Origin of the sequence: Castellaniella daejeonensis, from assembly GCF_039523555.1 — a bacterium.
In the GTDB taxonomy this organism is placed as follows: Bacteria; Pseudomonadota; Gammaproteobacteria; order Burkholderiales; family Burkholderiaceae_B; genus Castellaniella; species Castellaniella daejeonensis.
On sequence record NZ_BAAAFN010000004.1, the window covers coordinates 81,359 to 94,750 of the forward strand.

The window sequence follows — 13,392 nt, forward strand, 5'->3', positions numbered from 1 at the left end:
GCCGCGATGGACCTGATGGTCGAGGACATTTCATGAACGGAAACGAAGCGGGCCTGCCCGCTGCTCACCAGCCGGCCGGCGGCACGCAGTCGCCGGAAAATCGTGCGCCCCTGCAGGTCGTGCACGTGATTTCGGGGCTGCTGCACGGCGGCGCCGAAACCGTGCTGTACCGCCTGGTCACGGCGCCCGGCGGCACCGTCCGGCATACGGTGGTGTCCATGCGGGGCGAAGGCGTCATGGGCGCGCGCCTGCGCGAGGCCGGCATCGAGGTGATCTGCCTGGACATGCAGGGCTGGACGGGGAACGTCCGCGGCCTGTGGCGGCTGTACCGCCTGCTGCGCGCGCGCCGTCCCGACGTGGTGCAGACCTGGATGTACCACGCTGATCTGATCGCGGGCCTGGTGGCGCGCCTGGCCGGTATCCGCGCCGTGGCCTGGGGCATCCGCAATTCGGGCGTCAGCCTGGGCGAAAGCAGCCGTTCTTCCCGCATCGCGGCCTGGGCCTGCGCGCGGGTATCGGCCTGGGTGCCGGGGGTCATCGTGGCCTGCGCGCGCAAGGCGGCCGAGGTCCACCGGGCCTGGGGATACCGTGCCGACCGTGTCCTGGTGGTGCCCAACGGCTACGACCTGGACGTCTGGCATCCGGACGCGTCGGGTGCCGCCGAGCTGCGTGCCCGCTGGGGCGTGCCCCAGGGCGCGCCGCTGCTGGGCAGCGTGGCGCGCTGGAACCCCCTGAAGGACCACGGCAACCTGATGGCGGCCCTGGCCCTGAGCGTGCGCACCCATCCGGACCTGCGCTGCGTGCTGATCGGGCTGGGCATGTCGCGCGACAATGCCGAGCTGATCGCCATGGCGCGGCACTATGGCCTCCTGGACCACCTGATCTTTCTGGGGCGCCGCGACGATGTGCCGGAACTGATGCGGGCGCTGGACATCCACGTGCTTTCGAGCAAGGCCGAAGGTTTCCCCAACGTGGTCTCCGAGGCCATGGCATCCGGCGTGGCTTGTGTCGTGACCGATGTGGGCGACGCGGCCGATATCGTGGGCGAGCACGGCTGGGTCGTGCCGCCGGGCGACGCCGTGGCCCTGGCGGGCGCCATCGGGGATGCGGTGACGGCCGTGCGTGACGCCGGCTGGCCGGCGCGGCGCGACGAGGCCCGGGCGTCCGTCGAGCGGCGCTACAGCCTGGGGGCCATGGTGGCCCGCTACGAAACGGTCTGGCGTCGGCTGGCCGCCGATTTCCCGACGGCCGGAGCGGGGCGGGGGCGTTTTCCCGCAGACGTGGCGGCATCCCCGGCTCCGGACGAGGCGGCTGCGGCATCGGCCAGTTTGGCGCCTCGCTTGCTGTTCTTCATCACCAACCCGGCGTTCCTGGTGTCGCACCGGCTGCCGGTCGCGCTGGCTGCCCGGGATGCGGGCTACGAGGTGCACGTCGCTTCCATGGGCGGCCCGGCAGTGGCGCAGATCGAGTCGCTGGGCCTGACGCATCATGTCCTGCCCCTGTCGCGCACCAGCATGCGGCCCTGGACCGAAGCCCGCAGCCTGTGGGCGATCTGGCGCCTGTTCCGCCGGGTGCGGCCCGGCCTGGTGCATGCCGTCACCCTCAAGTCCGTGCTTTACGGAGGCATCGCCGCCCGATTGGCGGGGGTGCCCGCCTACGTCGCGGCGATCTCCGGTCTCGGCTACGTGTTCATCCAGGGCTCCGGGCTGCGCGGCGTGCTGCGGCACCTGGCCCTGGTCCTGTACCGGTTGGCCCTGGGCCATCCGAACAGCCGGGTGATCTTCCAGAACGACGCCGACCGCGACATGCTGGAACGGGCCGGCGCGGTGCGCCCCGGCCAGGCGGTGCTGCTGCGGGGATCGGGCGTCGATCTGGACCGGTTCGCGCCCGCGCCCTGGCCGGAAGGGCCCGTGACCGTTGCCATGGCCAGCAGGCTGCTGCATGACAAGGGCGTGCGGGAATTCGTCGAGGCGGCGCGGCTGTCCGCGGCACGCGGCGAGGGGCTGCGCTGGCGCCTGGCCGGCAGCCTGGATCCCGAGAATCCGGCGTCGGTGACGGCCAGTGAACTGGACGCCTGGCGGGCCGAAGGGGCGATCGAGTACGTGGGCGAATGCGCGGATGTCGCCGGCTTCTACGCGCAGGCGCACATCGTGACGCTGCCGTCCTATCGCGAAGGCCTGCCCAAGTCCCTGATCGAGGCGGCCGCCTGCGGCCGGCCGGTGGTGACCACGGACGTGCCGGGCTGCCGGGACGCGATCGAGCCCGGAGTCAGCGGTGTGCTGGTGCCGCCCCGGGATTCGCGCGCGCTGGCCGATGCGGTCGCGTCCCTGGCCGGAGACGAAAACCGGCGGGCCCGCATGGGCGCCGCGGGACGGGCATTGGCGGAGCGCGACTTCGGCCTGGACCGGATCGTTCGCGCGCATCTGGATGTGTACCGGGACCTTGCGGGGCGCTGAAAGCAGTAGTTGATATCGGATCAGTGTTTTCCCGATGGGACAGCTCTGGCGGCTATTTGTTCCATTGACGATACATTAGGACATCCTTAGAGTTTCCTGCATGGGAACCTCTTTGCCACTGCCGAAGTATCACCAGATCTACCTCATCCTGCGCGAACAGCTGCAGGAAGGGCGTTTCGACCAGGATGGCGTGCCTGGCGAGCATGCGCTTGCCGATCAGTTCAAGGTGGCCCGCATCACGATCCGCAAGGCGATGGAAATGCTGGTGGCCGATGGTCTGGTGTCGCGCCGGCCTGGCCTGGGGACCTGGCCAGTGCGCGGCAAGGCCCGGGCCGATGGCATGGCGGCGGCCGGCAAGCCGCAGAAGGCACATCTGACGGGGCTGCTGGAAAACATCGTCAACATGGGGCGGCGCACCTCGGTGCAGGTGCTCGACAGCGCACTGGTCAGCGCATCGCCCTCCGTGGCCGAGGCGCTGCGCATCGACATCGGTGCGCCCGTGTACAAGAGCCTGCGGGTGCGCAGCACCGACGCCGGCCCGCTTTCCTACATCACCACCTATGTGCCGCAGGCTGTGGCCGATTTCACCCGCGAGGATCTGGAGCGCGAGCCGATGCTGATGCTGCTGGAGTCCGCCGGCGTGGAGTTCGGCGGTGCGACGCAGACCATTTCCGCACGCCTGGCCGATGCGCAGATCGCCCATTACCTGGATGTGTCCCTGGGCTCGGCGCTGTTGTCGGTGACACGGGTCGTTCATGACACGGAGGACCGGCCCGTGCAGCTGCTGTTGGGTTTGTACCGGCCGGATCGCTATCAGTATCAATTGCAACTGTCACGCGTCGGCAGCATCGACGCCAAGGTCTGGGTCAGCGAAGAGCTAACGGCCCAATTTCATTGACTCCTTCGGAGGCTTTCCATGAGCTCGCGTCGTACTTTTCTGTGTCAATCCGCCGCCGCGGCGGCGATGCTGTCCTCTCCCTGGATCGTTCGCGCCCAATCCGCCGCGCCGGTGAAAGTCGGGGTGCTTCATCCGGTGACGGGAGCGCTGGCCTATTCCGGGCAGCAATGCCGGCTGGGTGCGCTGCTGGCCATCGATGACGTCAATCAGGCTGGAGGCATCAAGTCCCTGGGCGGCGCTCCCCTGGCGGCCATTCTGGGCGATGCGCAGTCCCGACCGGAGGCCGGTTCGGCCGAAGTGGAAAAAATGAACCAGGAAGGCGTGTCGGCCATTGTGGGTGCGTATGCATCGGCGATCTGCCTGGCCACGACGCAGACCGCCGCCAAGTACGGCCTGCCTCACGTCGTGGATGTGGGCGTGGCCGACCAGATCGTCGAACGCGGTCTGACGAATACGTTCCGTTTCGGTCCCGGCTACCGCATATGCAGTGAACGCGCGATCACCGACCTGGCCGCCCTGAACAATGCCGCGGGCAAGCCGGCCAAGACCGTGATGATCGTCCATGAGGATTCGCTTTTTGGCACCGGCACGGCGGCCCTCCTGTCCAAATCGTTGCCGCAGCATGGATTCGAGGTGGTGGACGTGCTCAAGCATCCGAATCCCACCAGGGACTTCAACAATATCGTGCTGCGCATGAAATCGGCGAACCCCGATATCGTGATTCCGGCCAACTATTACAACGAATACGCCCTGCTGCTGCGGGCCATGAGGCAGCAGAAGGTCCAGCCCAAGGCGATCTATTCGGTGCTGGGAGGCGCCGCCTCCAGCTACAAGTTCGTGAAGGAGTTCCCGGACATCGCCAACGGCATCATCGATTGCAACCACTGGTTCAATCCCAAGGATGCGCGCGTGGCACCGCTCAAGGCCCGGGTGGAAGGGAAGGGGGCCTACTTCAGTTACGAGGTCTTCATGACCTATACCTCGGTGCTGCTGCTGGCCGATGCCCTGGAGCGGGCCAAGTCCGCCGATCGCGCCGCGATCATCGAGGCGCTGGCTTCGAGCACGTTCAATGAACATTTCATGCCCTATGGCCCCACCCATTTCGTCAATGGGCAGAATACCGGCGCCCAGCCCCTGATGACGCAGGTGCTCGACAACGACATCAAGGTGATTTTCCCCGCGGACTACCGCCAGACCGACGCCGTCTTTCCCCTGATGACCTGAACGACAGCATGCTGGATTCCACCATCCTCTTCTCCTCGGTGCTCAACGGGCTCACGACCGGCGCCGTCTATGCCCTGATCGCTCTGGGCCTGACCCTGATCTACGGCGTGCTGCACATCATCAATTTCGCCCATGGAGCGGCGCTGATGGTGGCTCTGTACGCCGTGTATCTGCTCAAGGATCGCCTGGGCATCGATCCCTACGCGGCCCTGCCGCTGGTGGTGGCCGGGATGTTCGCGCTGGGCTATGGGCTGCAGTGGCTCGTCATCAATCGGGCCGGCAATGGCAAGGACGAGAACATCCTGCTGGTGACACTCGGCCTGGCCATTGTCCTGGAGAACCTGGCCCTGGTCTGGTTCAAGTCCGATACGCGCACCATCGACACGTCCTATGCCCTGTCGACGGTGGCGATCGGCCCGGCCATGATCGCGCTGCCCAAGGTCATTGCGTTTTGTGGTGCATTGGCGGTCGCCGCCATTTTGTTCTGGGTCATCCGCAGTACCGACCTGGGCCGTGCGATCCGGGCAGTTGCCCATGAGAAACAGGGCGCGCGGCTGATGGGCATCGACGTGGAGAAAGTCTATGCGCTGTCGTTCGGCATCGGCATGGCCTGCCTGGGGGCGGCGGCCTGCTTCCTTCTGCCGGCCTACTACGTGAATCCTCAGGTGGGCAGTGGCTTTGTGCTGATCGCCTTCACCATCGTGGTGCTGGGCGGCATGGGCAGTTTTGGCGGTGCGCTGGTCGGCGGCCTGCTGATCGGCGTGGTGGAATCCGTCGGCGGCCTGTTCCTGGGGGACTCGCTGGGGCAGATGGGGATTTTCGCGATCTTCATCGCGGTGTTGCTGTTCCGGCCCCGCGGGCTGTTCGGGGCAAGGGGCTGAGCCATGAAAAGGGATCTCTGCGCGATCGCGCTCTTCGCAGCGGCGGTGCTGGCATTGACCGCACTGGCCGATTCGGGCGTGTGGCTGACTTTCGTGATGATGGCGCTCTATGCCGGGCTCCTGGCGCAAGCCTGGAACATCCTGGGCGGCTATGGCGGTCAGCTGTCTTTCGGGCATGCCCTGTTCTTCGGCGTGGGCGCCTACACGCAGGCCCTGGGGCAATTGTCGATGGGGCTCAACCCCTGGCTGGTTTTGCCGCTGTCCGTCGCCGCGGGGGCGCTGGCCGGCCTGGGGATGGGCGGCCTGACGTTCCGCTACGGGCTCAGGGGGTCGTATTTCGCGCTGGTCACGCTGGCCTTCGCCGAAGTATTCCGCATTCTGGCGGGGTCGGTGGCCTTTACCGGCGGCGGGATGGGGCTCATGGTCCCGCTGCATGAAGGCCTGTCCAACATGCAGTTCGGATCGCGCCGGGGCTATATCTATCTGCTGCTGGCGTTCGTCGGGCTTGCGCTGGTGGTCACCGCCTGGCTGCGACATTCCCGTTTCGGCGCCTATCTGCAGGCAGTGCGCGACAACGAGGACGCCGCCCGCGCCATTGGCGTGAATCCCTTGCGCATCAAACTGGGCGGGATCGCGCTGTCCGCCGCCTTCATGAGCGTCGCCGGCGCGTTCTACGTGCAGGTGTTCCAGTACATCGATCCGGGCATCGTGTTCGGCCCGGCCATTTCTGTCGAGGCGCTGGTGGGGGCCATCGTGGGCGGCCTGGGAACCTTGTGGGGGCCTCTGCTGGGTGCGCTGGTTCTGCATGTGCTGGCCGAGCTGACCCGCAACCTGTTCGGGGAGCTCCCGGGCATCAGCATGGTGATCTACGGCGTGGTGCTGGTCATCATCGTGATGTTCCTGCCGCGCGGCATCAGCGGCGTCGGCCGCTCCCTGGGGCGCCGGTTCGGTTTCAAGGAGCGCATCCGTGTCTGAAGCCTTGTTGCAAGCACGCAATCTGTCGGTTGCCTTCGGGGGCCTGAAGGCGGTGCAGGACGTGAGCCTGGATGTGCCGCAGGGATCCCTCACCGCCCTGGTCGGTCCCAACGGCGCGGGCAAGACCACATTGTTTGCGTTGCTGTCCGGGTTCCTGAAACCCGATTCCGGCTCCGTGCATTTCCTGGGACGGAACATCACGGGACATGCGCCTCATGAGTCCGCCAGGCTGGGTCTGACCCGGACGTTCCAGGTCGTGCAGCCGTTTGGCGCGCAGACGGTGCGCCAGAACATCGCGGTGGGCGCGCACTTGCGCCTGGCCGATCGCCGGGAAGCACTGGCGCTGGCGGAATCCGTTGCCGTCCGCGTCAATCTGGGTGCCGTGCTCGACAAGCCCGCGGCGGATCTGACGGTGGCCGGCCGCAAGCGTCTGGAACTGGCCCGTGCCCTGGCAACCCGGCCGCGCCTGCTGTTGCTTGACGAGGTGCTTGCGGGGCTCAATCCGAGCGAAATAGAGGAGATGATTCCCGTGGTGAGGAATCTGGTTGATGAGGGCGTCACCGTTCTGATGATCGAGCACGTGATGCGTGCCGTGATGAGCCTGGCCGAACAGGTCTGGGTCCTTGCGCAGGGGTGTCTGATTGCCTCGGGTCCTCCCTCCGAAGTGACGCGTGATCCAGGGGTGGTCGAGGCCTACCTGGGCCATGGCGCCGCGGCCCGGCTGGCCGCCCGGGGAGCGCGGGGATGAGCGCATTGCTGGAAGTCGAGGGTTTGCGTTCGGGGTACGGGCCGGTGGAAGTCCTGCATGGCGTCGACCTGACGGTGAATGCGGGCGAGATCGTCGTGCTCCTTGGCAGCAATGGAGCGGGCAAGTCGACCCTGAACAATACGCTGTGCGGCCTGTGCCGCCGCCGGGAAGGGACAGTGCGTTTCGATGGGCAGGATCTGACGGGCCGCCATTATCGCGACGTGGTGCGGGCCGGGTTGATCCAGGTGCCGGAAGGCCGGCGCGTGTTTCCCAACCTGAGCGTGCGGGAGAACCTGGAACTGGGGTCGTTCGCCCGGGCACGCGCGAGGCGTGCCGCCAACCTCGAGAAGGTGCTGGACATCTTCCCGCGGCTGCGTGAGCGCTTGATGCAATTGGCCGGCACGATGTCCGGCGGCGAGCAGCAGATGCTGGCCATCGGCCGGGGGCTGATGGCCGAACCCCGGCTGCTGATCCTGGACGAACCTTCTCTGGGCCTGTCGCCGCTGATGGTCGAGGAACTGTTCGGCCTGATCCTGCGGCTGCATGGCGATGGCCTGTCGATCCTGCTGGTGGAGCAGAACGTGGCCCAGTCACTGGAAATCGGCCAGCGCGCCTACGTCCTGGAAAACGGCATGGTGCGCCATAGCGGCGCCTGCCCGGACTTGCTTGCCAGCGACGACGTGCGCCGCGCGTACCTGGGGGTGTGACGATGAATCAGCCGCAAACACTGGCGCAGAAACTGATCGCCGCCGCCTGCGGGCGGACGGCGGTCACCGAAGGCGAGATCGTGACCTGCGCGGTAGACCTGGCGATGTTCCACGACTCCAGCGGACCCCGGCGACTGCAGCCCATGCTGGAAGAGCTTGGCATGCCTCTGTGGGACAAGTCCAGGATCGTCCTGGTCATCGATCACTATGTCCCGGAGTCGGATGACGAGTCGCGCCGGATCGTCCGGATCGCCCGCGACTGGGCGGCCGAACAGCGACTGCCCAATGTCTACGATTCCGTCGGGATCTCCCACGTCGTGGTGCCGCAGCATGGCCATATCCGCCCCGGCATGTTCTGTGTGGGCGGGGATTCGCACTCTCCCACGGGCGGTGCCTTCGGCGCGTACATGTTCGGCATCGGCAGCACGGAAATGCTGGGAGTGGCGGTGACCGGGCATATCTGGGTCAAGGTGCCCAGGACCCTGATGATGCACTGGAGCGGCCGCCTGTCCGCTGGCGTCACCGCCAAGGACATGATGCTGCACATGATCGGTCGCCACGGCATGAATGGCGGCCGCTATCAGGCTGTGGAGTTCTGCGGCGAGGCAGTGCGCGCCCTGCCGATGCAGGAACGGATGACGCTCTCGAACATGAGCGCCGAATTCGGCGCTCAAGTGGGCCTGATCGCGCCGGATGAAATCACGGTCGACTATCTGCGCCTCGCTGGCGTGACGCAGCCATTCGATCTCCCGCACTGGCAGAGCGATGCCGGGGCGGATGCCGAGCGGCACGAGTTCGATGCGGGTGTGCTGGCGCCGCAGGTGGCTGCGCCGCATAGCCCCGCCAATGCGCGGGATGTGGATCAGTACGCCGGCACGCCGGTCCAGGTGGCCTATATCGGCGCCTGCACGGGTGCCAAACTCGAGGACCTGCGCGCGGCGGCCAGCATCCTGAAGGGCCGTCGCGTCGCCGATGGCCTGCGGCTGATCGTGGCGCCGGCCAGCCGGCAGGACCAGGAACAGGCCGAGCGGGAAGGGCTCATCCAGGCCTTGCGGGATGCGGGCGGCGAAATGTTTCCCACGGCCTGCGGCGCGTGCGCGGGCTATGGGGGCTCGATCCCGGACGGTGCCAACGTCATTTCCACCACTGCGCGGAACTTCAAGGGCCGCATGGGCTCGGAGACTGCGCAGGTGTTCCTCTCTTCCCCCTATACCGCGGCGGCCTCGGCAGTGCGCGGCCGCATCAGCGATCCACGGGAGTTCCTGTCATGAGCGATCAGGCCGACACGCACCGCGTCTGGAGGGTGGGCGCGGATATCGATACCGACGCGCTGGCGCCCGGCGCCTACATGAAGTTCGGCATCGAAGAAATCATGCGGCATTGCCTGCAGCGGGTGCGTCCCGAGTTTGCCGGCCAGGTCAGACCGGGCGACGTGCTGGTGGCGGGTCCGAACTTCGGCATCGGCTCTTCGCGCGAACAAGCGGCACTGGCCCTGGCCCGCCTCGGCGTGGCTGCCGTGATCGCCCCGTCCTTCAATGGATTGTTCTTCCGCAATGCGTTCAACGTAGGCCTGCTGCTGCTGACGTGCGCACGGGCCGAGGTCATGGCCGAGGGCGAATGCATCCGCCTGGATCCCGCCAGCGGGCGGATCAGCCGCACGGGTCCCGGTCCTTCCGAGCTGGCCTGCGAGCCCGTGCCCCCGTTTCTCCTGGACATGGTGCGCGCCGGCGGGTTGCTGAATGTATTGAAACAGCGTCACACCTCTTAGGAAATCACCATGCTGGATCCCGTCACCCTGGCCGTCCTGAAGGGACGCCTGGAACAGATTGCCGATGAAATGGACGCGACGCTGTATCGCAGCGCGTTCAATCCCATCATCGCCGAAGCCCATGACGCATGTCACGGGATGTACGACGCGCAGACCGGCGCGACCCTGATCCAGGGCAAGTCGGGCCTGCCGGTGTTCGTTGGCGCCATGGCGTTCGCCGTCAAGGCAGCCGCAGCTGCGGCTGCCGAGCGCGGCGGCATGGCCGAGGGCGACGTCTGGCTGTTCAATGATCCCTACGAGGGTGGGACGCACGCCAATGACTTCAAGCTGGTGCGGCCTGTCTTCCGTGACGGCGCCTTGTTCTGCTTCCTGGCCTCGGCGGCGCACTGGCATGATGTCGGCGGTGCCGTGCCCGGCAACTACAATCCCGCCGCGACAGAGTGCTGGCAGGAGGCGGTGCAGATCCCGCCTGTGCGGATCATGCGCGCCGGTGTGCTGGATCTCGACGTGCTGGCCATCCTGAAGGCCAACACGCGCCTGCCCGACAGCCTCTGGGGCGATCTGAACGGACAACTGGCCGCCCTGGATCTGGGGGCGCGCCGTCTGGACGGTCTGCTCGACGAGTACGGCGATGCCGTCGTGCTGGAATCGCTGGACACGCTGCGCGAACGTGCGCGCCGCCTGATGCGCCAGCATATTGCCCGGCTGCCGGACGGGGAATACGCGTTCGAGGACATGCTGGACAACGACGGCGTGCGAAACGAACCGCTGCGCATTGCCCTGCGCATGAAAGTCGCCGGAGACCGTCTGTCGCTGGACTTCTCGGGCACATCGCCGGCCTGTGCCGGGCCGGTGAACATTTCCCGCTCCACGGCGATTGCGGCCTGCTATGTCGCACTGAAGCATCTTTTCCCGGATGTGCCGGCCAATGCCGGCGTGCTGGACGCGGTGGACGTGGAACTGCCGGCCGGGTCGGTGATTTCAGCGGACCGTCCGCGCCCGGTGGGGGGCTACACCGAAACCATCCTGCGGATGATCGACGTTGTGTTCTGCGCGATGGCCCAGGCTGCGCCGGAACGTGCGATGGCGCAGGCCTACGGCACCATCAACGCATTGTCCATCGCCGGTCATCGCACCGATGCCGGCCGTGCAGGCCAGCGTTGGGTGATGTTCAGTTTCTTCGGCGGCGGCCACGGCGGCCATTCCGACGGCGATGGGCTGAGTCATGGCAATGCGCCGATCTCGACCGCGACCATTCCGCCCCTGGAAATCCTGGAAGCTGCCTATCCCGTGCGTTTCACGCAATGGGCGTTGCGGCCGGATTCGGCGGGCGACGGCCAGTATCGCGGCGGTCTGGGCGCGATCTATGAAATCGAACTGCTTGAAGAGCAGGCCGAAGCGTTCGTGTTCGGCGAGCGCGGCTGCAGCGCGCCCAAGGGCATCGCAGGCGGCGGGCCGGCGGCGTTGAACGTATTCCGCTATCAGCAGGATGGTACGTGGCGGACTCCGCCGATGACTTCGAAGATGCTGGGCATCCAGTTGCGGCGGGGCGACCGGGTGCGCCTGGAGACACCGGGCGGCGGCGGCTATGGGCCGCCGGACAGGCGCACGGCGGCAGCGCGTGAGCGGGATTGCCGCATGGGGTATGTGAACGAGGGTTTGAAGGAGCGGTCGGCATGAGTGCTGTACGAGGCCTGGTGGTTGGAGTGGATGTGGGCGGCACGTTCACGGATCTGTTCGTGCTGGATGAAGACAGCAGCTCTGTGCAGGTCGTCAAGGTGCCGTCCACGCGTGGTGAAGAGGCGCGAGGCTTCATGGATGGCATCGCGCGGATCGATGGCGGTGTGCAGGAGATTTCTTCCATCGTGCACGGCACGACGGTGGGCACCAATGCGCTGCTTGAGCGCAAGGTGGCGCGTACCGGCATCATCACGTCCGCCGGGTTTCGCGACGTGCTGGAAATGCGGCGCCGCGACCGGCCCCAGACCTGGGGGCTGCGCGGCAATTATCAGCCCATCGTGTCGCGCGACCTGCGCCTGGAGGTCGACGAACGCGTGCTGGCCGACGGCACGGTGCATACGCCCGTGGATCTGGACCAGGTCGACGCGGCGGCGCGCGCCCTGATGGAGCAGGGCTGCGATGCCGTTTGCGTGTTCTTCATCAATGCCTATGCCAACCCGGTCAACGAGGCGCGTGCTGTCGCGCGAGTGCGTGCGATCTGGCCCAATGAGCACGTCACGGCCGCCTCCGAGGTGTTGCCCGAAATCCGCGAATTCGAGCGCTGTTCCACGGCGGTGCTGAACGCCACGCTGCAGCCGGTGGTGGGCAATTACCTGAACCGGCTCGAAGCCGACCTGCAGGGCCATGGTTTCGGCGGCGAACTGCTGGTCGTGCAAAGCAATGGCGGTGTGATGTCGCGCGAGACGGCTTGCGCGTTGCCTGTGCGCACGGCGCTGTCGGGTCCGGCCGCCGGAGTGATCGCCTGCGCTGCCATCGCGCGCGCTGCGGGTTTCCCGGACGTGGTCACCGGCGACATGGGCGGCACGTCGTTCGATGTGTCGTTGGTGGCGGCGGGTGAAGCCTCCCTGGCGGCGCAGACGTCCATCGACTTCGGCATGGTGGTGCGCGCGCCGATGATCCAGATCGAGACCATCGGTGCCGGCGGTGGTTCCATCGCCAGCGTGGATGCGGGCGGCCTGCTGCAGGTCGGCCCCGAATCGGCAGGCAGCATTCCCGGCCCCGCCTGCTACGGGCGCGGCAATACCCGCCCCACGGTCACGGATGCCAATGTGCTGCTGGGCCGCATCGCTGCCGATCGGCCGCTGGGCGGGGGGCTGCTGGCGCGGATGGACGTCGCGCTTGCGCGGGCCGCGATCGAGGAGCACGTCGCCCGGCCGCTGGGGCTGGACGTCCATGCGGCCGCAGAGGCCATCCTGACGGTGGCGAATGCCAAGATGGCGGGCGCCATCCGGCTGGTGTCCATCGAGCGTGGGCACGATCCGCGCAAGTTCGCCTACATGCCTTTCGGCGGCGGCGGTGCCCTGCATGTGTGCGCGATGATGAGCGAGGTCGGTGCCGCTCACGGCATCATTCCGCGTTTCCCCGGCGTGACGTCGGCGCTGGGTTGCGTCATGGCCGACATGCGCCATGACGGGGTGCAGACGCTGAACGTCTCGCTGGACGCCCTGGACGTCGAAGACTTGCTGGCCCGTGTCGATGAGTTGGTCCGGGCCTGCCAGGCCCGCCTGGATTCCGCCCGCGTGGCTTTCGAGGGTGTGCATGAAAGCATCGAGCTGGATATGCTGTACGTCGGCCAGAGCCATACCGTGCGCGTCGAGGTCGCCCGTGCCGAACTGAACCGCGCCGGGATTGCCGCTGCTTTCGATCGGGCCTACTGCGCGGCCTTTGGCCGCAGCCTGAGCGGCATTCCGGTCCGCATTCTCAATTTGCGCTATGCGCGCATCGGCCGGCGTCCCAAATTCGACCTGACGCTGCTGGCCCCCAAGGGCACCCGCATGCCGGCTACCCTGGGCACGCAGGCTGTGTTCCATGCCGGGCAATGGCACGATGCGGTGCGCTACGCCCGCCTGGAACTGCCGGTGGATGCCCGCGTGGACGGTCCCGCGATTCTCGAACAGGCGGATACCACCATCTGGATCGAACCGGGGTTTTCCGGCCGGGTGGATGGCCTGGGCAATCTGCTGATTTCGCGCATCGGATCATAGGGGCTGGGTC

The 13,392-nt window shown here is 67.0% G+C and carries 11 protein-coding genes and 1 pseudogene; all 12 read left to right on the plus strand.

All coding sequences use genetic code 11. The features are described from left to right. Positions 1-32 precede the first annotated feature (32 nt). Positions 33-1,094: pseudogene (locus ABD022_RS00625) on the plus strand (glycosyltransferase); the annotation flags it as partial. A gap of 234 nt (positions 1,095-1,328) precedes the next feature. Then, a complete protein-coding gene (locus tag ABD022_RS00630) occupies positions 1,329-2,456 on the plus strand; it encodes a glycosyltransferase family 4 protein (RefSeq protein ID WP_343819729.1) in 1,128 nt (375 codons plus the stop codon). 100 nt (positions 2,457-2,556) lie between these two features. Further along, entirely contained in the window at positions 2,557-3,354 is a 798-nt protein-coding gene (locus ABD022_RS00635) for a GntR family transcriptional regulator (protein ID WP_325125602.1), read from the plus strand. Between the two features lie 18 nt (positions 3,355-3,372). Then, positions 3,373-4,578 carry an ABC transporter substrate-binding protein gene (locus ABD022_RS00640; protein WP_325125600.1) on the plus strand — a complete coding sequence of 402 codons (1,206 nt, stop codon included), beginning with the start codon at positions 3,373-3,375 and terminating at the stop codon, positions 4,576-4,578. An 8-nt stretch (positions 4,579-4,586) separates the two neighbouring features. Beyond that, the gene (locus ABD022_RS00645; RefSeq protein ID WP_325125598.1) at positions 4,587-5,459 is read left to right on the plus strand and encodes a branched-chain amino acid ABC transporter permease; all 873 of its coding nucleotides are present in this window, start codon (positions 4,587-4,589) and stop codon (positions 5,457-5,459) included. A gap of 3 nt (positions 5,460-5,462) precedes the next feature. Then, positions 5,463-6,434 (plus strand): branched-chain amino acid ABC transporter permease, encoded by a 972-nt coding sequence (locus ABD022_RS00650; protein ID WP_325125596.1) that lies wholly within the window; start codon positions 5,463-5,465, stop codon positions 6,432-6,434. Then, positions 6,427-7,182 (plus strand): ABC transporter ATP-binding protein, encoded by a 756-nt coding sequence (locus ABD022_RS00655; protein ID WP_325125594.1) that lies wholly within the window; start codon positions 6,427-6,429, stop codon positions 7,180-7,182. The genes ABD022_RS00650 and ABD022_RS00655 overlap by 8 nt, the downstream gene beginning before the upstream one ends. Beyond that, positions 7,179-7,889 carry an ABC transporter ATP-binding protein gene (locus ABD022_RS00660; RefSeq protein WP_325125592.1) on the plus strand — a complete coding sequence of 237 codons (711 nt, stop codon included), beginning with the start codon at positions 7,179-7,181 and terminating at the stop codon, positions 7,887-7,889. The genes ABD022_RS00655 and ABD022_RS00660 overlap by 4 nt, the downstream gene beginning before the upstream one ends. Before the next feature lie 2 nt (positions 7,890-7,891). Beyond that, the gene (locus ABD022_RS00665) at positions 7,892-9,160 is read left to right on the plus strand and encodes a 3-isopropylmalate dehydratase large subunit (RefSeq protein WP_325125590.1); all 1,269 of its coding nucleotides are present in this window, start codon (positions 7,892-7,894) and stop codon (positions 9,158-9,160) included. Next, complete coding sequence (locus tag ABD022_RS00670) at positions 9,157-9,657, plus strand: LeuD/DmdB family oxidoreductase small subunit (protein WP_325125588.1); 501 nt, start codon at positions 9,157-9,159, stop codon at positions 9,655-9,657. The genes ABD022_RS00665 and ABD022_RS00670 overlap by 4 nt, the downstream gene beginning before the upstream one ends. Positions 9,658-9,666: 9 nt before the next feature. Then, on the plus strand, positions 9,667-11,337 hold the full coding sequence (locus ABD022_RS00675) for a hydantoinase B/oxoprolinase family protein (protein WP_325125586.1): 1,671 nt from the start codon (positions 9,667-9,669) through the stop codon (positions 11,335-11,337). Next, entirely contained in the window at positions 11,334-13,382 is a 2,049-nt protein-coding gene (locus ABD022_RS00680; RefSeq protein WP_325125584.1) for a hydantoinase/oxoprolinase family protein, read from the plus strand. Before ABD022_RS00675 ends, ABD022_RS00680 begins: the two co-directional genes overlap by 4 nt. Positions 13,383-13,392 lie beyond the last annotated feature (10 nt).

Excerpts from the sequence above, each read along its gene's own strand:
- ABD022_RS00635 (WP_325125602.1), top strand. The coding sequence starts at position 2,557 with ATGGGAACCTCTTTGCCACTGCCGAAGTATCACCAGATCTACCTCATC.
- ABD022_RS00660 (WP_325125592.1), top strand. The coding sequence starts at position 7,179 with ATGAGCGCATTGCTGGAAGTCGAGGGTTTGCGTTCGGGGTACGGGCCG.
- ABD022_RS00680 (WP_325125584.1), top strand. The coding sequence starts at position 11,334 with ATGAGTGCTGTACGAGGCCTGGTGGTTGGAGTGGATGTGGGCGGCACG.
- ABD022_RS00670 (WP_325125588.1), top strand. The coding sequence starts at position 9,157 with ATGAGCGATCAGGCCGACACGCACCGCGTCTGGAGGGTGGGCGCGGAT.
- ABD022_RS00650 (WP_325125596.1), top strand. The coding sequence starts at position 5,463 with ATGAAAAGGGATCTCTGCGCGATCGCGCTCTTCGCAGCGGCGGTGCTG.
- ABD022_RS00645 (WP_325125598.1), top strand. The coding sequence starts at position 4,587 with ATGCTGGATTCCACCATCCTCTTCTCCTCGGTGCTCAACGGGCTCACG.
- ABD022_RS00640 (WP_325125600.1), top strand. The coding sequence starts at position 3,373 with ATGAGCTCGCGTCGTACTTTTCTGTGTCAATCCGCCGCCGCGGCGGCG.
- ABD022_RS00675 (WP_325125586.1), top strand. The coding sequence starts at position 9,667 with ATGCTGGATCCCGTCACCCTGGCCGTCCTGAAGGGACGCCTGGAACAG.
- ABD022_RS00665 (WP_325125590.1), top strand. The coding sequence starts at position 7,892 with ATGAATCAGCCGCAAACACTGGCGCAGAAACTGATCGCCGCCGCCTGC.